The organism is Pseudomonas sp. MWU12-2029 (genome assembly GCF_023242425.1).
Lineage (GTDB): Bacteria > Pseudomonadota > Gammaproteobacteria > Pseudomonadales > Pseudomonadaceae > Aquipseudomonas > Aquipseudomonas kribbensis.
Window position 1 is genome coordinate 193,180 of the sequence record NZ_JALJDY010000005.1, and the last position, 20,785, is coordinate 213,964.

The following is a 20,785-nucleotide window of genomic DNA, read 5'->3' on the forward strand; positions in this document are numbered from 1 at the left end:
GCGCATTCCCATTTCAAGGGGACTGAACCGGATCCAGCTGTCGGCCAATTTCGCAGATCAGGCGGGCGATGGAGTCGGCGTTGCGCAGGATCACATCGATTCGCACGTCCGGTGTCTGCTGATCGAGAAAGGCGTTGCGAGCTTCCTGCATGGTTTTGCTTCCCGTCAGCTTCAGAACTTCCTCACTGATGAGCTGCATGTCCGGGACCTTGTCGATGTCGACCCAGGACTTGAGCGTTGTATTCCATTCGGCGAACAATTGTGCCCGGGGAGTGCTCAGTGACAATGCAGACGTCTGATCGAACTGCAACTCCTGAAACAGTAACGCTCCAGGAGCCGTGATGGTCGAGATCAGGTCGCTGAACGGCTCCCGGGCTCTTAACGAGGCAATATCCAGCGCCTTGCTGTACTGGTGGGAAAACTCGTGAATCAGCGTAGATGCCTGCGCGTGGCCATCGACATCGAATGCCTCCAGCAAATGGTTTTTGAACTGCTCCAGTTGCTGGTCGAAAAAATGCTCGGTGAAATGCACCAGTTTCTTCTTGTCGCCGTCCAGTACAAACGCAATCACATCGTGCATGAACCGGTTAGAACCGACGACGAAGCGATCGGTGTTCAGCAATTCATCGGCAGGATCCACCAGTGCCCGGCAGATCGGCAGGATCGTGGCGCTGATCTTGGCAAGCGTCTCCTTGGTGACGAGGGACACATCAAAAAAACTCTCAAGGAAACCACTCACCCGGGGATTGTCAGTGCCGTGGCTGAGCGGTGTGAGATTGTGCAGGCAGTAGAAGGCGTAGCGCCGGGCAAGGTCGATGGCGTTTACCAGCATCCTGGCCTTGTCCGGGTACTTCAGACGGATTTCATCCATCCCGCGAGCCTCGATGTTCAGCATCGTGCGGCGCAGCCGGGAAATGGTGTTGCGCTCAGCCAGTTTTCTGAAGGCCTGGCCGTAGTGAACGGTCTCATGAGTCGGGCTCTGCACCATGGCCAGACCGCTTTTCTGAAACCGGAAACTGTGTTTCCCGGCACCCGTCAATTGCCAGGATGAGTCGCGCTTTGTGACCTGGTAGACCTTGCCATTGATGGCTGCATAGTCGCGATTGCTGCTGGGCTGGTGATAGGCACCCGTTGTCGAACCGTATACAAGATCCTTGAGCGCAAGGTCAGTGACTTCGAATGACTGCATCAGGGTGCGCGCTGGAGATGTCGGTTCGACTTCGCTGATGTCGGGCGTCGTGATCTCTCCCGTTTCCTGCTCGACAGCCTCCAGAGCGGCCGATACCTCTGGCAACAGCGCCATCTGCACCATTTGCACGCCTCCGGCAATAAAGGATTGCAAGGCCCGTTTCCAGTGATGGTCTTGCAAGGCTTCGGCTGAGTCTTTCATGTCTTCGTAGGCGCGCCAGAGAAACGGCACGAAAGCCAGTTTGCCCTGCAATGTTGCCGAAACTTGTTTGATGCCTCGACTGAACAGGGTCTTGGCGGTTTCCCAGTCGGACTGTGCTTTGGGCTCGGGCTGAGATTCAAGCTGCTGCTGCAAAAGCTTGAGGTTATCGTTGTACAAGTGATCCAGCAGGTTGCCTTCGATCGGACGGCTGGCCAGCGTCATCTCGCTGGTCTGGCCAGCGGTGGCCGCCAGCAGGCTGCGAAAGATGGCTTGTCGTCCGGCTGGCAAGCGCCGAAGCAACAGATTCTGAAGAGCCCCGGGTGTGTTCAGGGCCGCGATCAGTGCCTCTTCGTCCTTGAACTCATGAAACACCTGTTCGGCATACGGTGCGTAAAGCACCAATGGTCCCACTTGTTTCTGACCCGGAGCGAAAACGTAGAGCCCCAACGCGGTTTCCGCTTTCGCGCCCGCCGTCTTGACCAGCGCCAACGGGCTGACGACCGTGTGGGCGCCGGGCACGGTGGCGCGGGCGTATCCATCGGGCATGTCCAGCCCCTGGCACACTTGCGCATAGGCGGCGGCAGACAAGTGCTGCTGCAGGTACAAAGCATGGGCGTGCTGCATCAATTGCCAAGGGGTCTGGCGAAAAAAACGCTGCTTGCGCTCGCGCCCCTCAACCGTGTCCGTCGAGAGCGCGACCGCGATCTTGCGACCATAGGTGGTCGGGATCTCCAGCGACAGCAACAATTGATCGACGGCTCTGCGATCCAGACCGGGAGGCAAGGTTTCGGCGGTTTTCGATACCACCCTGTACCCCGTGCCCTGGAGTACGTTGACGTGATTCAGGGCAAATTCGACCAGGTCGCGGGGCGGGCCGGCGAGTGCCAGATTGGGGATGACCTCGATCTGCCGGGGATCGAGATGTTCGTTTGGAAAACGAAGGCCGAGCGCAGTTTTCAATGCTTGTTCGACATGGTCGGCCAGCGGCGTAACACCCGTCAGGTAATCCTTGTCGTCGATGACACTCCGGTTCCACCGCTCAAGCAGTTCGACGTGCCGTTTCTGGTCTTTGACCGGCGCCATGCTCAGCCAGGCAGGAAACGTCTGCTGGTTCTCGATGGCCCGGGCATGCTCGCTCGCCAGGCTCAGGTTGGTCGGGGGCAGCATCTTGCGTAGTGCTGACAATGCCTTTTCCCGCCGTTCCACCCCTTGGTCCATGCGTCGACGCACTTGTTCGCAACGTGCCAGATAGTGCTCGATGCCCGATTGCATACGCTCATGCAGTACGTTGCGATGGATGATGCGCATTCGTCCCAAGGTGTAGCGCTGATGAGGCTGATATTGATCGGGAACGATATTTTCCAGCAGCGACAGACGTTGAACATTGTCGAGCAGCCGCCGGCTCAGTGTCTGCCGGGCAATGGCGACGCTCTCGAATGCCTCCAGCCCCAAGGCTGGTGTCCATAGCACGGTACGTCCGGAGTGTTGTGGGTCGAGGCCTCCGCGTTCGGTCATGAGTATGCAATGGGCCAGGACCCAGACCGTTCTGCCGTCGGGAGACTCAAGCGTCAGGGCATAGGCATCGGGCCGGAAGCCTTCAAGCCCAAGACGTTCCATACGGCTCGGCCGGTCAGCATTGATGACGGTTTCGACGACCGCTGGCGCCCAGGCAGGCAAGCTGCCGCTCGATGCCCTGAGCCGGGCTTCGCCGTTCACGCCGACGAACCAGGCGTGGGCCAGATCCGCTTTCATGGTCTCGAGCCAGGCGCGCTGGGTCGCACGGGTTGTCATGGGCTGATTGTCGAGACTCTCCAGAAGTGGAGACTCGACGGCCTCGAACGTCTTGATGGCGGCGCGGGCCTTGTCGGCCAGGAGCAGCGAAGGCTGCTGACTGCCGGACCAGACCGGTTGCGTGCTCCAGCGTCCCTGCGCGTCAAGTGGTTGCAAGCGCTCGTGAATCATCGAGCGGATATCCAGGCTCTTGTCGAACAGAGCGTGCAGGTTCACCACTCCGTCGCTGAGACGAAACACTTGCAAGGCATATTCGATGTTCTGTCTTTGCTTGGTGATGATCGCTTCGCACAGGAAGCGGAATACTTCGCCGGCTACACGGTCTCCCGAAACCTGTGGCTGATCGAAGCCCAGGAAGCGGCTGCGCTCGTCCAGGCTGAGCAGAGCATAGAGTTCGTCTTCGTGACTTTCTGTGATGAATTTTTCTTGCAGGGTCGCTTTCAGTTCCTGATAGTCCTTGAGCTGCTGCAAACCCTGAGAGGGCGTGTAGAGAAACGCATCGGGGCCACTGATCATCAGCGAGCCCGCCAGCTCCACATAATTGGCCGGGTTTTCCCATAGGCGTACTGTCTCGGCGATGGGGGCAGGACGACCATCGGCAACCGGTCGAATCAGTTGATGCAACGTACCGAACTGGTTTGCATCGAGGATTCCGGCTTCGCGCTTGAGCATCCAGTCGACACGGGCCTGGTCTTCCAGCACCCGGGCGAGAAATGTGCGGCGCGTCGAGCCCTGGGCCGCCGCGCTGTTCCAGTAATCTTCCAGCTGCCGGAACAGCAGAGCCGGCAACATGCCGGACGCCTGGGTGACGGCATTTCTCCACTGCTCCTGATCGTGCGTACCCTGAATTCTGTCGGGATGGGAAAACTCCGGCAGGCGAGCACTCGGCCAGCGCTGGTGACGGTAATGCAGCAGCACCGCTTCACTCAGACTCAGGGTGTCGGCCCTGGGGACGCCCTCAGTGGCTGCCTGATTGCTTTCTCCGTCTCGGGCCTTGTAAACGCTGACCCGGGTGCTGCTTTGTTGCAATGCCCCGAAGTGAGGCTTGAGCAGCTCATCCAGCGCGCTGTCCAGCAGTTGCGTGAGGGTTGGCAGCTTCTTGAGTTCATCGAGCATGGCCTGGGCGTTGAGTATGGGACCTTGCCTGAGGGTGGAATCACGATCCTCGAACACATCCTCCTCAATGATCGAAAACGTCACAGAAATGCGCTCGGCGTCCTGTAATCGTCGCTGCTGGGCCAACGGTAGAAATGCGAGAAACGTGTCCTGATCGTCGATTGTTTTGAGGCGCGCTTCGAGCTGCGCCTTCAGATTGGCGCGACTGTGGTATTTGCGGATGCCTTCATACGGGGTGTAGAGGATCTGGCCCTTGTCGTAGGGCGTGTCACTCAGAACGAATGCGCCCGGCAGGGGCACTGGAGTCTGGCTGTCGGCATTGAGCAGAATACGTTCGGCCAGCATTGGCGGCTTTTGCTGGCGCCGCAAGGCATCGGACGCCAGCCTGACATCGGCCAGCCATCTGAAATCCTTTTCTGCCAGGCCATGGGTTCTGCCCAGCCCGGGCCATAGGCCCGGGGAGTCGAGGGCTTCGGGGAAGAGCAATGGAGAGATGGGTACAGGCATCGTCAAGTCTCGAAAAAATGAAAGTGCGGTGAGGTTCGAGACAGGAAGTTAAAGGCGCACAGACGGGCGAAGGTGGTACCGGGGTATTGCGCGGGAACCATCGCCGCGTGCATTGCAGGGTTGACAGGCCACCGGCTGCCCGTGGTTAATCCGGAGGCGTCAGTTCGTACGCTGTTGTTCCCTCCAATAATTATTCTGGAGCTTCAGATGTCTGCGCCACACGATCATGCGGTCTCGTCCACGGTGTCCCTGGACGAGCTGACTCAACTGCTGGAAAAGATCTTCATCCGTCACGGCACCTCGACCGAGGTGGCCGCAACGCTGGCCGCCAATTGCGCAAACGCCGAGCGGGACGGTGCTCACAGTCACGGTGTTTTCCGGATTCCGGGTTATGTTTCCACCCTCGATAGCGGCTGGGTCAACGGCAAGGCCGTGCCAAAGGTCGAGGACGTCGCATCGGGGTTTGTCAGTGTCGATGCCGGTAACGGATTTGCCCAGCCTGCACTGGCGGCGGCGCGTCCGCTGCTGGTGGAAAAGGCCCGCAGTGCCGGGATCGCGATATTGGCGATCCGCAATTCCCATCACTTCGCCGCGTTGTGGCCGGACGTCGAGCCGTTCGCCGACGAAGGCCTGGTGGCACTGAGCGTGGTCAACAGCATGACTTGCGTGGTGCCGCACGGCGCCGACCGGCCACTGTTCGGTACCAATCCGATTGCTTTCGCTGCGCCACGGGCCGACGGGGCGCCGATCGTGTTCGACCTCGCCACCAGCGCCATCGCCCACGGTGACGTGCAAATCGCCGCACGCAAAGATGAAAAACTGCCGGCGGGCATGGGCGTAGACAGCCTCGGCCAGCCGACCTGTGACCCGAAGGCGATTCTTGAAGGCGGTGCTTTGCTGCCGTTTGGCGGGCACAAGGGCTCGGCGCTGTCGATGATGGTTGAGCTGCTCGCCGCTGCGCTCACCGGTGGCAACTTCTCGTTCGAATTCGACTGGAAGAATCATCCCGGGGCCAAGACCCCGTGGACCGGTCAACTGTTGATCGTGATCGACCCGAGCAAGACCGCCGGGCAGAGTTTCGCCGAGCGTAGTCAGGAACTGGTCAGACAGATGCATGGGGTAGGGCTCAAGCGTTTGCCGGGTGATCGGCGGCATTTGCAGCGGGCCAGATCATTGGCCGAGGGCATCGTGCTGGACGAGCAGACCCTGGCGCAGTTGCGTGAACTGGCGGGCGAGTGACGTTTTGCTGGACATGAAAAAGGCGAGCCCGATGGCTCGCCTTTTTTTGTTCTCGCTCAGCGGCGGCCGAGCAACAGACCGACCACCAGACCGAAACCGGCCGAGATCGCCACGGTCTGCCATGGGTGACCGCCGATGTAGCTTTCGGTGGCATCCACCGCCGGTTTGGTGCGGTCACGCACGCTGGACACCGAATCCAGTGCCTGCTGCAGTTTCAGGGCGATTTGTCCGCGCAGGGTTTCCGCTTCCTCGCCGACCAGTGAAGCACTGCTTTTGAGCAGTTTGTCCGACTCTTCGATCAGAGCCTGAAGTTCGCTGAACGCTTGATCCTTGATTTGGTCTTCAGCGGCTTGAACGGCGCTTTTGCGGGCCATTGGGTGACTCCTTGCAGGTGAATGGACAGTGAACAATGGAGTGTGGCGCTGCTTGAAAAGTTGCAGTGAATTTCCGTCAGGAAGAAAAACCAGCGCCGGAGATTTCCGTCCAGCGTGTAAGATGTCGCCATTTCATGCAGCAGGTAATTCCCCATGAGTTTCAATCTGGCCGACAAATCCCTCGCAGAGCGCGCTGCGCTGGAAGACGAGAAATCCCGACTGTTCGAACTCTGGCAGAACAATCTGGGCAAAGCCAAGGGCGAAGCCGCACGATTGTTCGGCGAGCGCTCCAAGCGCAAGGGCAAATGGGCCGAGTTCGTTCGCGCTGAACTGGACGGCATGTCGCCGCCGGAGTTCGCCAATATGGTGCGCAGTGAAGTCAACCGGCTGATGGCGGCCAACAAGTAATCATTCGGTCTTGAAACTGGCGGCAATCGCTTCGCGCACTTTCAGCACCACCGGATCAATCTGGGTATTGGTGCGCCAGCCCAGTTCGACCGGATAACGCGGCAAGGCCAGCGGGCAGGGCAGCAGGGCCAGCCCGCTCAGTGACGCAATGGCCTGCGCCGCGTGGGTCGGGATGGTCGCCACAGCGGTACTGCCCTTGAGCAGGTGCGGCAACGCCGCGAAATGCGTGGTCGAGGCGCACACCTGGCGACTCAAGCCGAGTGCCGCCAGCCCCTCATCGGTGATCCCGATAAACCCACCCGAAGAGACGAGGATGTGCTCCCGGGCAACAAACTCCTCCAGACCGATCTGCTGCTGGCCGGGCGCAAGGCTCGCCGGGTCCACCAGGCACGCGTAACCCCCTTCACCCAAGACCTGACGGCTGAGCAGGCGTTCTGCGAACCCGCCAGCGGTGATCGCCAGGTCAATGCTGCGCTCCATCAGGGCCCGGGCGACGATCTGGCTGTGGGTCTGGCGGAAGATCAGACGCAACTTCGGCGCCCGTCGCCCGATTTCTTCGATCAGACGCCGCCCGTAGGCGATTTCGAAATCATCCGACAGCCCGACACTGACCGAGCGCCCGTCGTACTGATTGGCCGCCGGGTCGACCATCGCCAGGCTCTGCCGGCATTTGTTCAGGGCATCACTGACCACCGGTTTCAACTGATTGGCCTTGAGCGTGGGCGCCAACCCTCGACCAGTGCGCACGAACAATTGATCGCCGTACACCTCACGCAACCGGCGCAACGCGGCGCTGACTGCCGATTGCGTCACACCCAGACGCAACGCCGCACGGCTGGCACTGGACTCTTCATGCAGCGCTTCAAAGACTTTCAGCAGGTTGAGGTCAACGGTGGCGATATTCATTTGGCTCATATCATTCAGCAGTGAGTCTGGCTTTATTCATGATCTCGTGGCGCCGGAGAATGAGCAACACCTGAACTTCACGGAGTGACCGCCATGCCCAAATCAATCGTTGCCGCCCTGCAGATCGGCGCCTTGCCCGGTGGCAAGGGTGAAACCCTGGAACAGATCCTGAGCTGGGAAGGCGCCATCATCGAGTCCGGCGCCTCGCTGGTAGTGATGCCCGAAGCACTGCTCGGCGGTTATCCGAAAGGCGAGGGTTTCGGGACGCAACTGGGTTATCGCTTGCCCGAAGGGCGCGAGGCCTACGCCCGTTACTTCGCCAACGCCATCGATGTGCCAGGCGTGGAAACCGAAGCGCTGGCCGGGCTGTCGGCGCGTACCGGGGCCCATCTGGTGATCGGTGTGATCGAACGGGCCGGCAGCACCCTGCATTGCACCGCCCTGTATTTCGACCCGCAGGCAGGCCTGGTGGCCAAACACCGCAAACTCATGCCCACCGGCACCGAGCGGCTGATCTGGGGCAAGGGCGACGGTTCGACCTTGCCGGTGCTGGACACTCAGGTCGGCAAACTCGGCGCAGTCATCTGCTGGGAAAACATGATGCCGCTGCTGCGCACGGCGATGTACGCCAAGGGCATCGAGGTCTGGTGCGCGCCGACCGTGGACGAGCGCGAGATGTGGCAAGTGAGCATGCGCCACATCGCCCATGAAGGGCGCTGCTTTGTGGTCAGCGCCTGTCAGGTGCAGGCCTCGCCGAATGAGCTGGGCGTGGAGATCGCCAACTGGCCGGGGGATCGGCCGCTGATCGCCGGTGGCAGTGTGATCGTCGGTCCGATGGGCGATGTGCTGGCCGGGCCGCTTCGGGGCGAGGCCGGGCTGCTCACCGCCGAGATCGATACCGATGAACTGGTGCGGGCCCGCTATGACTACGACGTAGTCGGCCACTATGCACGGCCGGATGTGTTCGAATTGAGCGTGGATGAGCGCGCCAAGCCCGGTGTGCGCTTCACCGCTTGAGGCGCTGCTGTTGCCACTCCTCGCGGGTGATTTCCCAGATTTCCCGTGGGAAGCGGCCGCTGACGAAGTCATCTTCATCGGTGCGGATCAGCCGCATGCCGGTGCGCTCCGAGAGCTTGCGCGAGCCAATGTTCGGCGCGGCCTTCGGCACGCGCATCAGCGGTTGATCGAGGGCTTCGAACCAGTAGCGGGTCACGGCTTCGCTGGCTTCGGTCATCAGGCCCTGACCCTGCCAGGCCGGGGCCAGCCAGAACCCGCGATGGTTATCCGGCTCGTCCATCAGGCTGATGTTGCCGATCAATTGCTCAGGTGCCGACTTGAGACGAATCGTCCAGTGCCACTCTTTGCCTGCCGCAATCGCTGGCAGCGCAATGTCACGCAGGTAGGTGAGGGCGCCGTCGTCCGGGTAAGGCCAGGGCACCAAAGCGTTCAGGTAGCGCACCACTTCCCAATGAGGAAATTGCTGCTGGATGGCCTCGGCATCCGCCAGCTCCAGCGTGCGCAGAATCAGCCGTTCGGTGTACAACGTGGGCGTTTGTTCCATAAACCAGCGACTTCCCTGTTTTCTGACCGTGAGCGCTGCAGGCTACCGCATCTTTACCAGGTTGCGGCACTGGCTCGCGGCAGGCTGAGTTTGCCGCTGTCGACAAAACGCATGGTGCCAAACACACCGCCCGCCAGTTTGCCGCGCAGCACATAGGGCAGGTTGTCGAGGGTTTGGGTCTGACTCAGGCCGAGAGTCTGGCGCAGCACCGAGAATGCCGAAATGCTCACCGGGACGCTGACGATGGCTTCGGAGAAACGGGGAATGGAACCGCTCTGATCGCTGACACCGGACGCGAACGAATGCCCGTTCACGTCAAGATCCAGCGCAATGCCGTTGTAGTCGATGGCGGTTTCGTTGGGGTTCTGCACCCGCAGCTTGATGGCGAAGCGCACTTCCAGGTCCTGGCTCGGCAGCGGTTCGACGCCGACCACGTTGATATTCACCGGGTCACGGTTGGGAAACAGCGCGCAAGCACTGAGGGAGAGCAGAAGCAGGGACAGGATGACGGCTTGGATACGACGCATTGATGCTCTCTCATTGAAAAAGGGCTGAACCGTTGCCGGTATCAGCCCTTTTTTCATTGAGCGGACAGGATCAACGGTTCAACTGTGCGACAGCGGCCGGGGAGGCAGGTTCAGCTTTGGCCGGCATGTCGGGGTTTTCCATGACCTGAAGGATAGAGGCTTCCGGGTCGAAATCATCCTCTTCCAGTTCGATGAATTCTTCCGGCAGGAAGATATTCAGCACGATGGCACACAGCGCGCCAACGGTGATCGGCGATTCGAAAATATTGCGCAGCGCCTGCGGCAGCTCACGCAGCACTTCCGGCACGGCGGCGATGCCCAGACCCATGCCGACGGAAATCGCCACGATCAGCATGTTGCGCCGATGCAGGCCGGCCTCGGCGAGGATCTTGATCCCGGCCACGGCGACGGTGCCGAACATCACCAGCTCCGCGCCACCGAGCACCGGTTTCGGCATCAGTTGCAGCACCGCGCCGATCATCGGGAACAGACCCAGCAACACCAGCAGGCCGGCAATGAAGAACGCCACGTAGCGGCTGGCCACGCCGGTGAGCTGGATCACCCCGTTGTTCTGGGCGAAGGTCACCATCGGCATGCTGTTGAACACCGCAGCCATCGCCGAGTTGAGGCCGTCCGCCAGCAGCCCGGACTTGATCCGGCGGATGTACAGCGGACCTTTGACCGGTTGCCGGGAAATCATCGAGTTGGCCGTCAGGTCACCAGCGGCTTCCAGCGGCGACACCAGGAAGATCACCGCCACCGGCACGAATGCCACCCAGTCGAAATTGAAACCGTACTTGAACGGCACCGGCACGCTGACCACCGGCACTTCGGGCAGGTTGGCGAAATCCACGGTGCCCATCAGCCACGCCACCACGTAGCCGAGGGTCAGGCCGATGACAATCGCGCCCAGGCGCAGGAACGGCACGTCGACCCGGTTCAACACCACGATGGTGCCCAGCACCAGCGCCGCCAGGAACACATGGCTGCCCGCGCCCAAGTCCGCCGCGCCGAAACCGCCGGCAATGTCGGTCATTGCCACTTTGATCAGCGACAGGCCCATCAGCGTAATGATGGTGCCGGTCACCACCGGGGTGATCAGCATGCGCAGCTTGCCGATGAACTGGCTCAGCACCACTTCGATGAACGCGGCAAAGAAGCACACGCCGAAGATCGTCGACAGGATTTCATCGGTGCCGCCGCCCCGGGCCTTGACCATGAAACCGGCGCTGAGAATCACGCTGATAAAGGAAAAACTGGTGCCTTGCAGACACAGCAGCCCCGAACCGACCGGGCCGAAACGCTTGGCCTGAACGAAGGTGCCGAGGCCGGACACGAACAGCGCCATGCTGATCAGGTATGGGATTTCACTTTGCAGACCGAGGGCGCCGCCCATGATCAAGGTCGGGGTGATGATGCCGACAAAGCTGGCCAATACGTGTTGCAGCGCGGCAAACACCGTCGCGGTGAAGTGCGGACGGTCGTTGAGACCGTAGATGAGATCGTTGTTGCGCGGGGCTTTTTCAGAGACGGTCATGGTGGTTTGCGTGCCGCAATGCGGGGCCGGGTCGGAAAATGGGTGCGCAGGATGCCGCAAGCGAGGGGCGAGGGCAACGCATTAAAACTGCCCAAAAGGTCAGGTTCGACCAAAGGCTGACAGCAGATCTTCTTCAAACGCCTTCTGTGCATCCCCCGGCACCTGTGCCCGATGGCGAGCCAGATGGAACGCCACTTCGAAGCTCAACTCGCCTTCCAGCACCGGACGCAGCAGTCCTTTGTCCTGCCATTGACGGGCGTAATGGCTGGGCAGGTAACCGAGATGTTTGCCGGACAGAATGAAGGCAAGGGTGCCTTCGACCTGTTCCGAACGTGCCGAGCAGACCTTGCCCTGAAACGGTTCGTCACTGCGCAGAAAACGGTACGGATGATCGACCCTGTCACACGCCTGCAACGCCGCTTCATCGGGGGCATCGTTGGTGAACAGCGGATGGCCGGGCGCGCAATACAGATGCTGGGTTTCGCTGAACAGTTCGCGGTAATCAAAGGCGCTCTGCACCTGGGAGAAGTAACCGATGGCCAGGTCCAGTCGTTGTTGCAGCAGCAGGCGCTCCATTTCGCCGGGCATGGCGCTGATCAGTTCGATACGCACCGATTCGTCCCGTTCACGAAACCGCCGGATCGCCTCGGCCACCCGTTGCAGCACCGATTGATCGACCGCTTCCGAGAGGCCCAGGCGCACTTCACCGATCAGGCGCCCGGCGACGCCGTTGGATTGATGGCGGAAGGTTTCAATGGAATCGAACAGGCTTCGGGCAGCAATCAGCAGTTGCTCGCCTTTGGGAGTGAGGCTGAAACCACCCTTGCCACGGTTGCACACCCGATAGCCGAGACGCGTCTCAAGCTTGGCCATTTGCTGGCTGATGCTCGACTGGCTCAGCCCCAGCTCACCTTGGGCGGCGCTGAAACCGTTGGACTCGACCACCCCGAGAAACAGGCGCAGCAGCTGCAAATCGACATTGTGGAGCTGACCGAGCATCACATTACTCCGGCATAAAGTCAGGTTAACAAACTTGATATTTTTGCAATGTATCCGACGGCGCATCCTGCAACCACTTCCTCTGGTCAGGTGTTCGTCATGGCTCCCTTGTTCAAGCTGTGTTTACCCGCGCTGTTGCTCTCCGTCTCCATCGCCGCCCAGGCCGAGGACAAGACGCTCAACCTCTATAGCTGGGCCGATTACGTGGCGCCCGACACCCTACAGCGCTTCGAAAAGGAAACCGGCATTCATGTGCGCTACGACACCTTCGATACCTCCGAGGTGCTGGAAACCAAACTGCTGACCGGCGGCAGCGGTTACGACGTGGTGGTGCCGTCCTCCAGCGTGCTGGCCCGCGGGTTGGCCGCCGGTGCCTTGAAGGAAATCCCTCACGACGGGCTCAAGGGCTACGCCAATCTTGATCCGGACCTGCTGGAAAAACTCGCGGCTGTCGATCCCGGCAACCGCTACGGCGTGCCTTACACCTGGGGCACGCTCGGCCTGGGCATGAACGTTGAAGCGGTCAAACAGCGGTTGCCGGATGTGCCGCTCAACAGCCTCGATCTGCTGTTCAAGCCCGAATACGCCAGCAAGCTCAAGGATTGCGGGATTGCGATTCTCGATTCGCCGCAGGAAGTGATCGGTCTGGCGCTGCACTACCTCGGCAAGGATCCCTACAGCACCGACAAGAACGATCTGGCCGCCGCCGAAGCCTTGTTGCAGAAGCTGCAGCCCTCGGTGCTCTACGTCGCCACGGGCCGGCAGATCAGCGATCTGGCCAACGGCAGCGTGTGCCTGGCGCTGACCTACAACGGTGACGCAAGCATGGCCGCCGATCAGGCGCGCAAGGCCAACAAGCCGTTTGAAGTCGCTTACCGCATCCCGAAAGAAGGCACGCTGGTGTGGCAGGACAACCTGGCCATCCCCAAGGACGCGCCGCACCCGGAGGCTGCGCGGGCCTTCATCGAGTTCATGTTGCGCCCCGAATCCGTGGCGGCGCTGACCAATACGCTGTTCTTCGCCACCGCCAACCAGGCTGCGACGCCGCTGGTGGACGAAGCGGTGCGCAACGACCCGCACATCTACCCGAAACCCGAAGTGCGCGAGCGGCTGTACGCCGACCGCAGCATGAGCCTCAAGGACATGCGCCAGCGCACGCGCCTGTGGACCACTTTCCGTAGCCATCAATAACCCTGGAAAAAAACCAAAGGAGCACATCGATGGACGTGCCAATGCAGAACGATCAGGCGCTGACCCGTGACAGCCTCTACGGCACCGCCGCTGAAAGCACTTACGCCGGGATCACAAGCTTCATGCGCCGGCGCTACAGCCGTGACTTGCGCGGCGTGGACGTGGCCGTCAGCGGCGTGCCGTTCGACACCGCCACCAGCAACCGTCCGGGAGCCCGTTTCGGGCCGCGCGGGATCCGTGCGGCGTCCACCGGGATCGCCTGGGAGCGGCACTGGCCATGGGCATTCGATCCGTTCGATCATCTCGCGGTGATCGATTACGGCGATTGCGATTTCGATTACGGCTCGCCGCACACCATCCCGGAAAGCATCGAGGCCCACGCCGAGCACATCCTCAGCGCCGGCAGCGCGATGCTCACCTTCGGCGGCGATCACTTCATCAGCTATCCGCTGCTCAAGGCCCATGCGCGCAAACACGGCACGCTGTCGCTGATTCACTTCGATGCCCACAGCGACACCTGGCCGGACGAAAGCGGCAAACGGGTCGACCACGGCACCATGTTCTGGCACGCGGCACGGGAGGGGCTGGTGGATCCGGCACGTTCGGTGCAGATCGGCTTGCGCACCACCAATGACGATCATCAGGGCTTCCAGGTGCTGGATGCGCGGCAGGTGCATCGCCGTGGCTGCGAGGCGATTGTCGAGGCGATCCGCGCGCGGGTCGGGGATAACCCGGTGTACCTGACGTTCGACATCGACTGTCTCGATCCGGCCTTCGCTCCGGGCACCGGTACCCCGGTCTGCGGCGGGTTGAGCACCGTGCAGGCGCTGGAAATCCTCGGTGGCCTGCGCGGGATCAATCTGGTGGGCATGGACGTGGTGGAAGTGGCCCCGGCTTACGACCATGCGGACGTGACGTCGCTGGCGGCGGCAACGCTGGCGATGGAGATGCTGTGTCTGTACGCGGCAAGGCACAAAGTCGACGCGTAATGGGCTGTGGGCCTGGTGAAAGCTCCTGACAATTTCTGACACCAGGCTCTGCTAAGCTCCGGCAAATTTCTGCCCGGAGCCTCACACCGTGTCGCGCACCACTCGTCTACTGACCTTGCTGCAAGTGCTGCGTGGCAAGAAACGTCCGGTCACCGCGGCGACGCTGGCGTCCGAGCTGGAAATTTCCGAACGCACCCTCTATCGCGACATCGCCGAGCTGACGGCCCTCGGCGCGCCGATCCACGGCGAGGCGGGCATTGGTTATGTGTTGCGCAGCGGTTTGTTTCTGCCGCCGCTGATGCTCAACGCCGACGAGACCGAAGCCATCGTCCTGGGTCTGCGTTACGTCGATCAGCGTGGCGACGAGGTCCTGAGCAAAGCCGCAGCGGATGCGCTGGCGAAAATCGCGGCGGTGCTGGATCCCCAGGCTCAGGAGGCGATGCGCAATCCAACCGTCATGCCCGGGCCGCCCGGTTACGGGTTCCCGCAGAACGTGGTGCCGTTGAATGTGTTTCGTCAGGCGATCCGTGATCAGGCCAAGCTGCACATCGATTACGCCGACGCACAACAGGTGCCGAGCCAGCGTTTGATCTGGCCTTTGGCGCTGGGGTTTCTCAACGAGGTGCGGATCATCGTGGCGTGGTGCGAGTTGCGCAGTGCGTATCGCACGTTTCGCACCGACCGCATTGCCGCCGCCAGCCTTCAGGGCGAGCGTTATCCGGGGCGTCGCAGCGACCTGCTGCGCACCTGGCAGCGACAGATGCAACTGGACGACAACGGGCGTTTCACTCCTGACAAAAACTGACGCAGTGCTGTTCTAGGATGGCGTCAGAACCGAAAACAAGGAGTTGCACTCATGTTCCATCCCACCTCGATACTCGCCCCGGCCATCGTTGAGTACATCAACGCCGCCAATGCTCGCGATACGTCCCGGGTCGGCAGTTTTTTTGCCGAGGATGCCCATGTGTTTGATGAAGGCCGCCATCAGGTCGGCCCGCAGGCCATCGCCGACTGGATGCAAGACACCGCCCAACGCTATCAGCCGCGGGTCGAGGTGCTCGGCGTCCAGCAGCGCACCGGTAAAGTGCTGGTGCAAGGGCTGATTTCCGGGACGTTCCCCGGCAGCCCGCTGGAGTTGCGCTACACCTTTCGCCTCAACGAACAGGGCAAAATCGCACGGCTGGATATTTCCGTGTAGCCGTCGTGGCATACTGCCGCGCATGACTTTCGACTCCCCCTTAAGCGCCTGGCAACATGCCGTCGATCACAAGGGCTTCATCCAGGATGAAGCCCAGGAGCACGCGGTCTGGGCCTTGCAAAAATGCCATGAAGCCCTGCACGCCGGTGCCCGTTCGGTCACCGGCGTCTACCTGTGGGGCCCGGTCGGGCGCGGCAAGACCTGGCTGATGGACCAGTTCCATCAAAGCTTGCGGGTGCCGGCGCGGCGACAGCACTTTCATCACTTCATGGGCTGGGTGCACCAGCGTTCCTTTCAGTTGACCGGGATCGCCGATCCATTGCGGGCCTTGGCTCGTGAGCTGGCGGCCGAAGTGCGGGTGCTGTGCTTCGATGAACTGTTCGTCAACGACATCGGTGATGCAATCATCCTCGGCCGGTTGTTCCAGGTGATGTTCGACGAAGGCGTGGTGGTGGTCTGCACCTCCAACCTGCCGCCGGATCAGTTGTATGCCGACGGATTCAACCGTGACCGCTTCCTGCCGGCGATCACTGCGATCAAGCAGCACATGCAAGTGGTTGCGGTGAATGGTGCGGAAGATCATCGATTGCATCCCGGTGCCATTGAGCAGCGTTACTGGGTCGCTCTGCCGGGGCAGGGGAGCGCACTGGGCAAGGTGTTCGACGCGTTGGCCGCCGGGCAAACCTTCAGTGCCGAACCGGTATCGGTCGGTTATCGCGCCCTGAATGTGGTGCAGGCCAGCGACTCGGTGCTGTGGTGCCGTTACGCCGACCTGTGCGAGCAACCGTTCGCTGCGATGGACTTCATCGCGCTGTGCGACACCTACCGGGCTATCCTGTTGAGCGAGGTGCCGAACCTGAGCGCACAAAAGCGCGAAGGGCGGATCGCCCGTGGCACCGAGGACGGCGCGGAGCGAGTGGTGGCCGGCGACCGCGAGTTGCCGCAACTGTCGGTGCACGATGATGGCGTACGACGCTTCATTGCGCTGGTCGACGAGTGTTACGACCGCAAGGTGCCGTTGTACATCGAGGCCGATGTACCGATGGACGCGCTGTACACCGAAGGTTATCTGGAGTTCCCGTTCCGCCGGACCCTCAGCCGTTTGCAGGAGATGCAGCTGCAACGCTTTGCCGACACTTGATGCACGGAGGGCGCGACATGCCTCAGTCACTGTCCCATCACTTGTTGACCATGGCCTATCAGAACGCCTGGGCCAACCATCGACTGGCCAAGGCCTGGCTGCAGCTCGACGACACGGAGCTGGCGGCACCCAGGGTCAGTTTCTTCCCGAGCATTCGCCTGACCCTCAATCACATCCTCACGTGCGACTGGTTCTACGTCGATGCGCTGGAACGCGAGTTGCGTGGTGACGAGCCGCATCCTGATTGCTACGGGTTCTTCAGCGCAGACGAGCCCTTCACCGAGGCCCAGGCCTTGCGCCGCGAACAGGCCCATGTCGATCGCCGCTTGATCGCCTATTGCGAACAACTGCGCGATGCCGATCTGGGGCGCATCGTCACCATTGCCCGAGACACGCCGCAGCACGACAGCCGTCTGCGGATGATTTCGCACCTGTTCGAACATCAGATCCACCACCGTGGCCAGGTTCACGCCATGCTCAGCGGCACTCCGGTGAAACCGCCGCAACTGGACGAGTTTTTCTGCGCCGGCGAATCCGGGTTGCGGGCCGAGGATTTCGCCGAGCTGGGCTGGACGGAAGAATTGATCTGGGGCCACTGAGACGGTCGGGTTGTGGTCGGAGGTTGCCTCGCGCTAAGGTCGGTGAGCCTTTCAGTGCGTATGAAACGCACCGGGGCCCGTGCGATCGAGGATGGAAATGGATTCCGCAGAGATTCTTGTGCTTCAAGCCAGCTATACCAACCCGCTGCATGCCGAAGCCATCGGTGTGGTGCTCAACCATTACGCCGAAGACCCGATGGGCGGCGGCCAGCCGATTGCTCCCGAACTGTTGCAGCAACTGCCCGCAGAACTGGCCAAGCGGCCCCACGCGTTCAGCGTCCTGGCCTTTGTCGGCGGGGAACCGGCAGGGCTGGTCAACTGCTTCGAGGGTTTTTCGACCTTTGCCTGCAAACCGCTGGTCAACGTGCACGACGTGTCGGTGGTGACCAAGTTTCGAGGCCTGGGCCTGAGCCAGAAAATGCTGCGCAAGGTCGAGGAAATCGCCCGCCAGCGCGGCTGCTGCAAGATCACCCTGGAAGTGCTCGAAGGTAATGCCGTCGCTCAGGGCTCCTACGCCAAATTCGGCTTTGCGCCAGGCATGTTCGACCCGAATCACGGGCGCATGCTGTTCTGGATCAAGGAACTGCAGGCATAAAAAAAGGCGCCCCGAAGGACGCCCAACTGTCATCTGCGAAGCCAGAGCGGAGCCATCGCAGGTCCATCGGTAAACCTTGTTACATCACGGACGGTAATGCTCGGTGACCTGTGCGGTCTGGTCGTCCGGAACGCGGAGTTCGTTGGCCTTGGTGTCAGCCTGCTGGCTTTGGGCGGTGTGGACCGGGAAGTTTTCCCAGTGATTGCGCATCCGCTCGGCACCGCCCTCGGCGAAAGCGCTGGCGGATGCAAGTGTGATCAGACCGGCAAGGAGTGCAGTCGTGGTTTTCATGGTTGTCTCCTGCGAAAAAATGTCGGAGCCGTTCATCCATGACTCAAACCCTCGAGGCGCAGTGTCCGTCGAGGGTATTAACCAGGGGTTAACGCGTGCCCCGTAGAGGTTTTACCGATTGTTTCCGAAGGGGCGGAGAGGGCGATTCAGTAGAAATCAGGGTATTGCGAGAGCATGAAAAAAGGGCCGTTTCCGGCCCTTTCTGGTTATTGCTTGACGACTTCCTTCGGCGCCTCTTCGGGCTTTTTCGGCTTCATCAGGCTGAAGTCGATCAGTGCTCGCTGTTCGCGTTCGTAAGGGTTGCCGATCAACAGTGGACGCTGTTTGAAGCTGTCGCTGACCACGCTTTTGCTGCGGTCCAGTTCATCGAAACTCAAACCGGCCAGGTCCGCCCAGGTGTGGATCAGGTGCGCGCTGCTGTAAGGCCGGCTCAGATCGGCGGCAAAACTCCAGTCGTGGTTTTCACGCCATTTCGGCGAGGCCCAGGCCATGAACGGAATGGTGTACATCGGCGCGGTCGGTTTGTTTTCGTTACGACCCAGGGTGGTGTGACCCGCCGAGTCGAACACGTCTTCACCGTGGTCGGAGAGGTACAGCAGGAAACCGTTCGGATCGGACTTGGCGTAGTCCTTGATCAGGCTCGAGACCACGAAGTCGTTGTACAGCACCGCGTTGTCGTAGCTGTTGTAGGTTGGCACCTGATCGTCACGCACGCCGGCCGGGACGCCAGTGCGGTCCTGGAACTTGTCGTAGCTCGGCGGATAACGGTACTGGTAGCTCATGTGCGTGCCGAGCAGATGCACGACGATCAGCTTGCGCGGTGCCGGGTCGGTCAGGGCCTTGTTGAACGGCTCGATCACGTCGCCGTCGTACTGCGCGGCGTTCTGATTGCGGTTGTTGTTCAGGTACACCTGCTCGTCGGCCTGTTCGGAAAAGGTCGTGAGCATGGTGTTGCGCTTGGTCATGGTCTGCTGGTTGGTGATCCAGAATGTCTTGTAGCCGGCCTGTTTCATCATGCTGACCAGCGACGGCGTGGACAGGTACAGATCCGGATTTTCTTCGTCGGCGAAGGTCAACACCTGCTGCAGCGCTTCGATGGTGTAAGGGCGCGGGGTGACGACGTTATCGAAGACCGACAGCTGATCCTTGAGTTTGTCCAGTTCCGGCGTGGTCTTGCGCTGATAGCCATAGAGGCTCATGCGCTGGCGGTTGGTGGACTCGCCGATCACCAGCACCAGGGTCGCAGGCTGATTGGCGCCGGCATCCTTGAGGTTATGCAGCGGCGGGATCTTGCTCGCGCTGTGAAGCATGCCCTGCATCTCGCCCAGGGTTTCCAGGTAGCGGTGATAGGCCACGGCCATCTGCCATGGCACGGCCGGTTCGATGCGGGTTTCGAATTTCTCGAAACCGCCGGCGAAGCTGCCGGTGCGCTGGGTCTGCTTGATCAGCGGATAGCCGACCACGGCGATCAGAATCGCCATGGCGGCCACGAAGGCCCGTCCACGCGGCATGTAGACCGGACGCAGGCGGGTCCAGAGGAAGTAGGCGAACGCGGTGTGAGCGAGGAACGCAGGAATCATCCACCAGGCGAAGTACTGGGTGATGTACTCGCCGGCTTCCGACACGTTCGACTCGAACATGATGAAGATGACGCTCTGGGAGAATTCCTGCTGATAGATGAAGAAGTAGCCCAGGCTGGCCATCGAGCAGGCCCACAGCACCACGCCGATCACGGCGGCGAGCAGGCGGGTGCGTTTGGGGAACAGCAGCATCGGCGCGAGCCAGACTGCGCTCATCACGAACGCCTGACGGAATCCGGTGAAGCCTGAGGTGCCGGTCAGCTGGATCAGCAGTTGAGTGATACCGGAGAAGTACCAGAAGAACACAAACAGCCAGATGAAACCGGCCCAGTCAAAACCTGCCGCAGCAGACTTGCTGCGTTTAAACCATGCCATTCAGCACTCCAACTCAGTCACCATTGCCACCGCCGGGACGTTTCATGAAATCGGGAGCATGAAACCGACGAACGGAAGCCGCGCGCAGACACGCACGGCAGAATGGGCCGGAGTATCAACAAGCGAATGTGAAAACTTCGTTAGTTGCCGCAAATGGCAGAGGGCGGATCATGTCGGGAACGGCTGGGCAGCGGTTCCCGGATCCGGCGGGCGGTCAGGCGTGGGGGGAGCGCTGGACGCGTGGCAGAGGCTTTGGCTCGACGCCTTGGGTCATCAGACGCAGTTGCGCCAGCTCTTGTTTAAGCTGGTCGCGTTCGTCCTTCAACTGACGAAGTTCATCGCGGCGGATCGTGACGTACAGGGTTTGTGGCGGCATTGCTGTGTGTACTGTGCCCATTGCTCACCTCGCAAATGGCGTGTCTCAACTGCAGATCGCTCCCGCTAACGGGCGCTGATCCGCTATCGGCGCCG

The 20,785-nt window shown here is 61.1% G+C and carries 20 protein-coding genes; 10 read left to right on the top strand and 10 right to left on the bottom strand.

Features of this window, described 5'->3' with window-relative positions; all coding sequences use genetic code 11:
* Nucleotides 1-13 precede the first annotated feature (13 nt).
* Nucleotides 14-4,804 carry a dermonecrotic toxin domain-containing protein gene (locus M5B44_RS14230; RefSeq protein WP_248739580.1) on the bottom strand — a complete coding sequence of 1,597 codons (4,791 nt, stop codon included), beginning with the start codon at nucleotides 4,802-4,804 and terminating at the stop codon, nucleotides 14-16.
* A 207-nt stretch (nucleotides 4,805-5,011) separates the two neighbouring features.
* Here M5B44_RS14230 and M5B44_RS14235 point away from each other — a divergent pair, with 207 nt between their 5' ends.
* Complete coding sequence (locus tag M5B44_RS14235) at nucleotides 5,012-6,043, top strand: Ldh family oxidoreductase (RefSeq protein WP_248739581.1); 1,032 nt, start codon at nucleotides 5,012-5,014, stop codon at nucleotides 6,041-6,043.
* A 56-nt stretch (nucleotides 6,044-6,099) separates the two neighbouring features.
* Here the strand turns inward: M5B44_RS14235 and M5B44_RS14240 are convergent, their stop codons facing one another.
* Complete coding sequence (locus M5B44_RS14240; RefSeq protein WP_016982860.1) at nucleotides 6,100-6,417, bottom strand: DUF883 family protein; 318 nt, start codon at nucleotides 6,415-6,417, stop codon at nucleotides 6,100-6,102.
* A 153-nt stretch (nucleotides 6,418-6,570) separates the two neighbouring features.
* Between M5B44_RS14240 and M5B44_RS14245 the strand changes: the two genes are divergently transcribed.
* Nucleotides 6,571-6,825: a hypothetical protein gene (locus M5B44_RS14245; RefSeq protein WP_007957535.1), complete on the top strand. Its 255-nt coding sequence runs from the start codon at nucleotides 6,571-6,573 to the stop codon at nucleotides 6,823-6,825.
* Here M5B44_RS14245 and M5B44_RS14250 read toward each other — a convergent pair whose 3' ends face one another.
* Nucleotides 6,826-7,740, bottom strand: a complete 915-nt coding sequence (locus M5B44_RS14250) for a LysR family transcriptional regulator (protein WP_248739582.1) — start codon at nucleotides 7,738-7,740, stop codon at nucleotides 6,826-6,828.
* 84 nt (nucleotides 7,741-7,824) lie between these two features.
* Between M5B44_RS14250 and M5B44_RS14255 the strand changes: the two genes are divergently transcribed.
* A complete protein-coding gene (locus M5B44_RS14255) occupies nucleotides 7,825-8,748 on the top strand; it encodes a carbon-nitrogen hydrolase family protein (protein ID WP_248739583.1) in 924 nt (307 codons plus the stop codon).
* Here M5B44_RS14255 and M5B44_RS14260 read toward each other — a convergent pair.
* The 4 genes from M5B44_RS14260 to M5B44_RS14275 form a co-directional block, all read right to left on the bottom strand.
* Nucleotides 8,738-9,292: a GNAT family N-acetyltransferase gene (locus M5B44_RS14260; RefSeq protein ID WP_248739584.1), complete on the bottom strand. Its 555-nt coding sequence runs from the start codon at nucleotides 9,290-9,292 to the stop codon at nucleotides 8,738-8,740. The two genes, M5B44_RS14255 and M5B44_RS14260, sit on opposite strands and share 11 nt — an antisense overlap.
* Before the next feature lie 53 nt (nucleotides 9,293-9,345).
* Nucleotides 9,346-9,819 carry an LEA type 2 family protein gene (locus M5B44_RS14265; protein WP_114882757.1) on the bottom strand — a complete coding sequence of 158 codons (474 nt, stop codon included), beginning with the start codon at nucleotides 9,817-9,819 and terminating at the stop codon, nucleotides 9,346-9,348.
* A gap of 70 nt (nucleotides 9,820-9,889) precedes the next feature.
* Nucleotides 9,890-11,356 carry a nucleobase:cation symporter-2 family protein gene (locus M5B44_RS14270; RefSeq protein ID WP_085708182.1) on the bottom strand — a complete coding sequence of 489 codons (1,467 nt, stop codon included), beginning with the start codon at nucleotides 11,354-11,356 and terminating at the stop codon, nucleotides 9,890-9,892.
* A gap of 99 nt (nucleotides 11,357-11,455) precedes the next feature.
* Nucleotides 11,456-12,355 (bottom strand): LysR family transcriptional regulator, encoded by a 900-nt coding sequence (locus M5B44_RS14275; RefSeq protein WP_248739585.1) that lies wholly within the window; start codon nucleotides 12,353-12,355, stop codon nucleotides 11,456-11,458.
* 99 nt (nucleotides 12,356-12,454) lie between these two features.
* Here M5B44_RS14275 and M5B44_RS14280 point away from each other — a divergent pair, with 99 nt between their 5' ends.
* The 7 genes from M5B44_RS14280 to M5B44_RS14310 all read left to right on the top strand — a co-directional run bounded on the left by M5B44_RS14280 (nucleotide 12,455) and on the right by M5B44_RS14310 (nucleotide 18,068).
* Nucleotides 12,455-13,546 (top strand): polyamine ABC transporter substrate-binding protein, encoded by a 1,092-nt coding sequence (locus M5B44_RS14280; RefSeq protein WP_248739586.1) that lies wholly within the window; start codon nucleotides 12,455-12,457, stop codon nucleotides 13,544-13,546.
* Between the two features lie 29 nt (nucleotides 13,547-13,575).
* Nucleotides 13,576-14,535: an agmatinase gene (speB, locus tag M5B44_RS14285; RefSeq protein WP_248739587.1), complete on the top strand. Its 960-nt coding sequence runs from the start codon at nucleotides 13,576-13,578 to the stop codon at nucleotides 14,533-14,535.
* Nucleotides 14,536-14,623: 88 nt separating this feature from the next.
* Nucleotides 14,624-15,340 carry a helix-turn-helix transcriptional regulator gene (locus tag M5B44_RS14290; protein WP_114882765.1) on the top strand — a complete coding sequence of 239 codons (717 nt, stop codon included), beginning with the start codon at nucleotides 14,624-14,626 and terminating at the stop codon, nucleotides 15,338-15,340.
* Nucleotides 15,341-15,391: 51 nt separating this feature from the next.
* Nucleotides 15,392-15,733 (top strand): nuclear transport factor 2 family protein, encoded by a 342-nt coding sequence (locus tag M5B44_RS14295; protein ID WP_085708179.1) that lies wholly within the window; start codon nucleotides 15,392-15,394, stop codon nucleotides 15,731-15,733.
* Between the two features lie 22 nt (nucleotides 15,734-15,755).
* Complete coding sequence (gene zapE / locus M5B44_RS14300) at nucleotides 15,756-16,874, top strand: cell division protein ZapE (protein ID WP_248739588.1); 1,119 nt, start codon at nucleotides 15,756-15,758, stop codon at nucleotides 16,872-16,874.
* A gap of 17 nt (nucleotides 16,875-16,891) precedes the next feature.
* Entirely contained in the window at nucleotides 16,892-17,473 is a 582-nt protein-coding gene (locus M5B44_RS14305) for a DinB family protein (RefSeq protein WP_248739589.1), read from the top strand.
* A 97-nt stretch (nucleotides 17,474-17,570) separates the two neighbouring features.
* Entirely contained in the window at nucleotides 17,571-18,068 is a 498-nt protein-coding gene (locus M5B44_RS14310; RefSeq protein ID WP_248739590.1) for a GNAT family N-acetyltransferase, read from the top strand.
* Between the two features lie 84 nt (nucleotides 18,069-18,152).
* Here the strand turns inward: M5B44_RS14310 and M5B44_RS14315 are convergent, their stop codons facing one another.
* The 3 genes from M5B44_RS14315 to M5B44_RS14325 all read right to left on the bottom strand — a co-directional run bounded on the left by M5B44_RS14315 (nucleotide 18,153) and on the right by M5B44_RS14325 (nucleotide 20,711).
* Nucleotides 18,153-18,359 (bottom strand): hypothetical protein, encoded by a 207-nt coding sequence (locus M5B44_RS14315; protein WP_248739591.1) that lies wholly within the window; start codon nucleotides 18,357-18,359, stop codon nucleotides 18,153-18,155.
* 206 nt (nucleotides 18,360-18,565) lie between these two features.
* Complete coding sequence (locus M5B44_RS14320) at nucleotides 18,566-20,314, bottom strand: phosphoethanolamine transferase CptA (protein WP_134826731.1); 1,749 nt, start codon at nucleotides 20,312-20,314, stop codon at nucleotides 18,566-18,568.
* 214 nt (nucleotides 20,315-20,528) lie between these two features.
* The gene (locus M5B44_RS14325) at nucleotides 20,529-20,711 is read right to left on the bottom strand and encodes a DUF6026 family protein (RefSeq protein WP_085708173.1); all 183 of its coding nucleotides are present in this window, start codon (nucleotides 20,709-20,711) and stop codon (nucleotides 20,529-20,531) included.
* Between the last annotated feature and the right edge of the window lie 74 nt (nucleotides 20,712-20,785).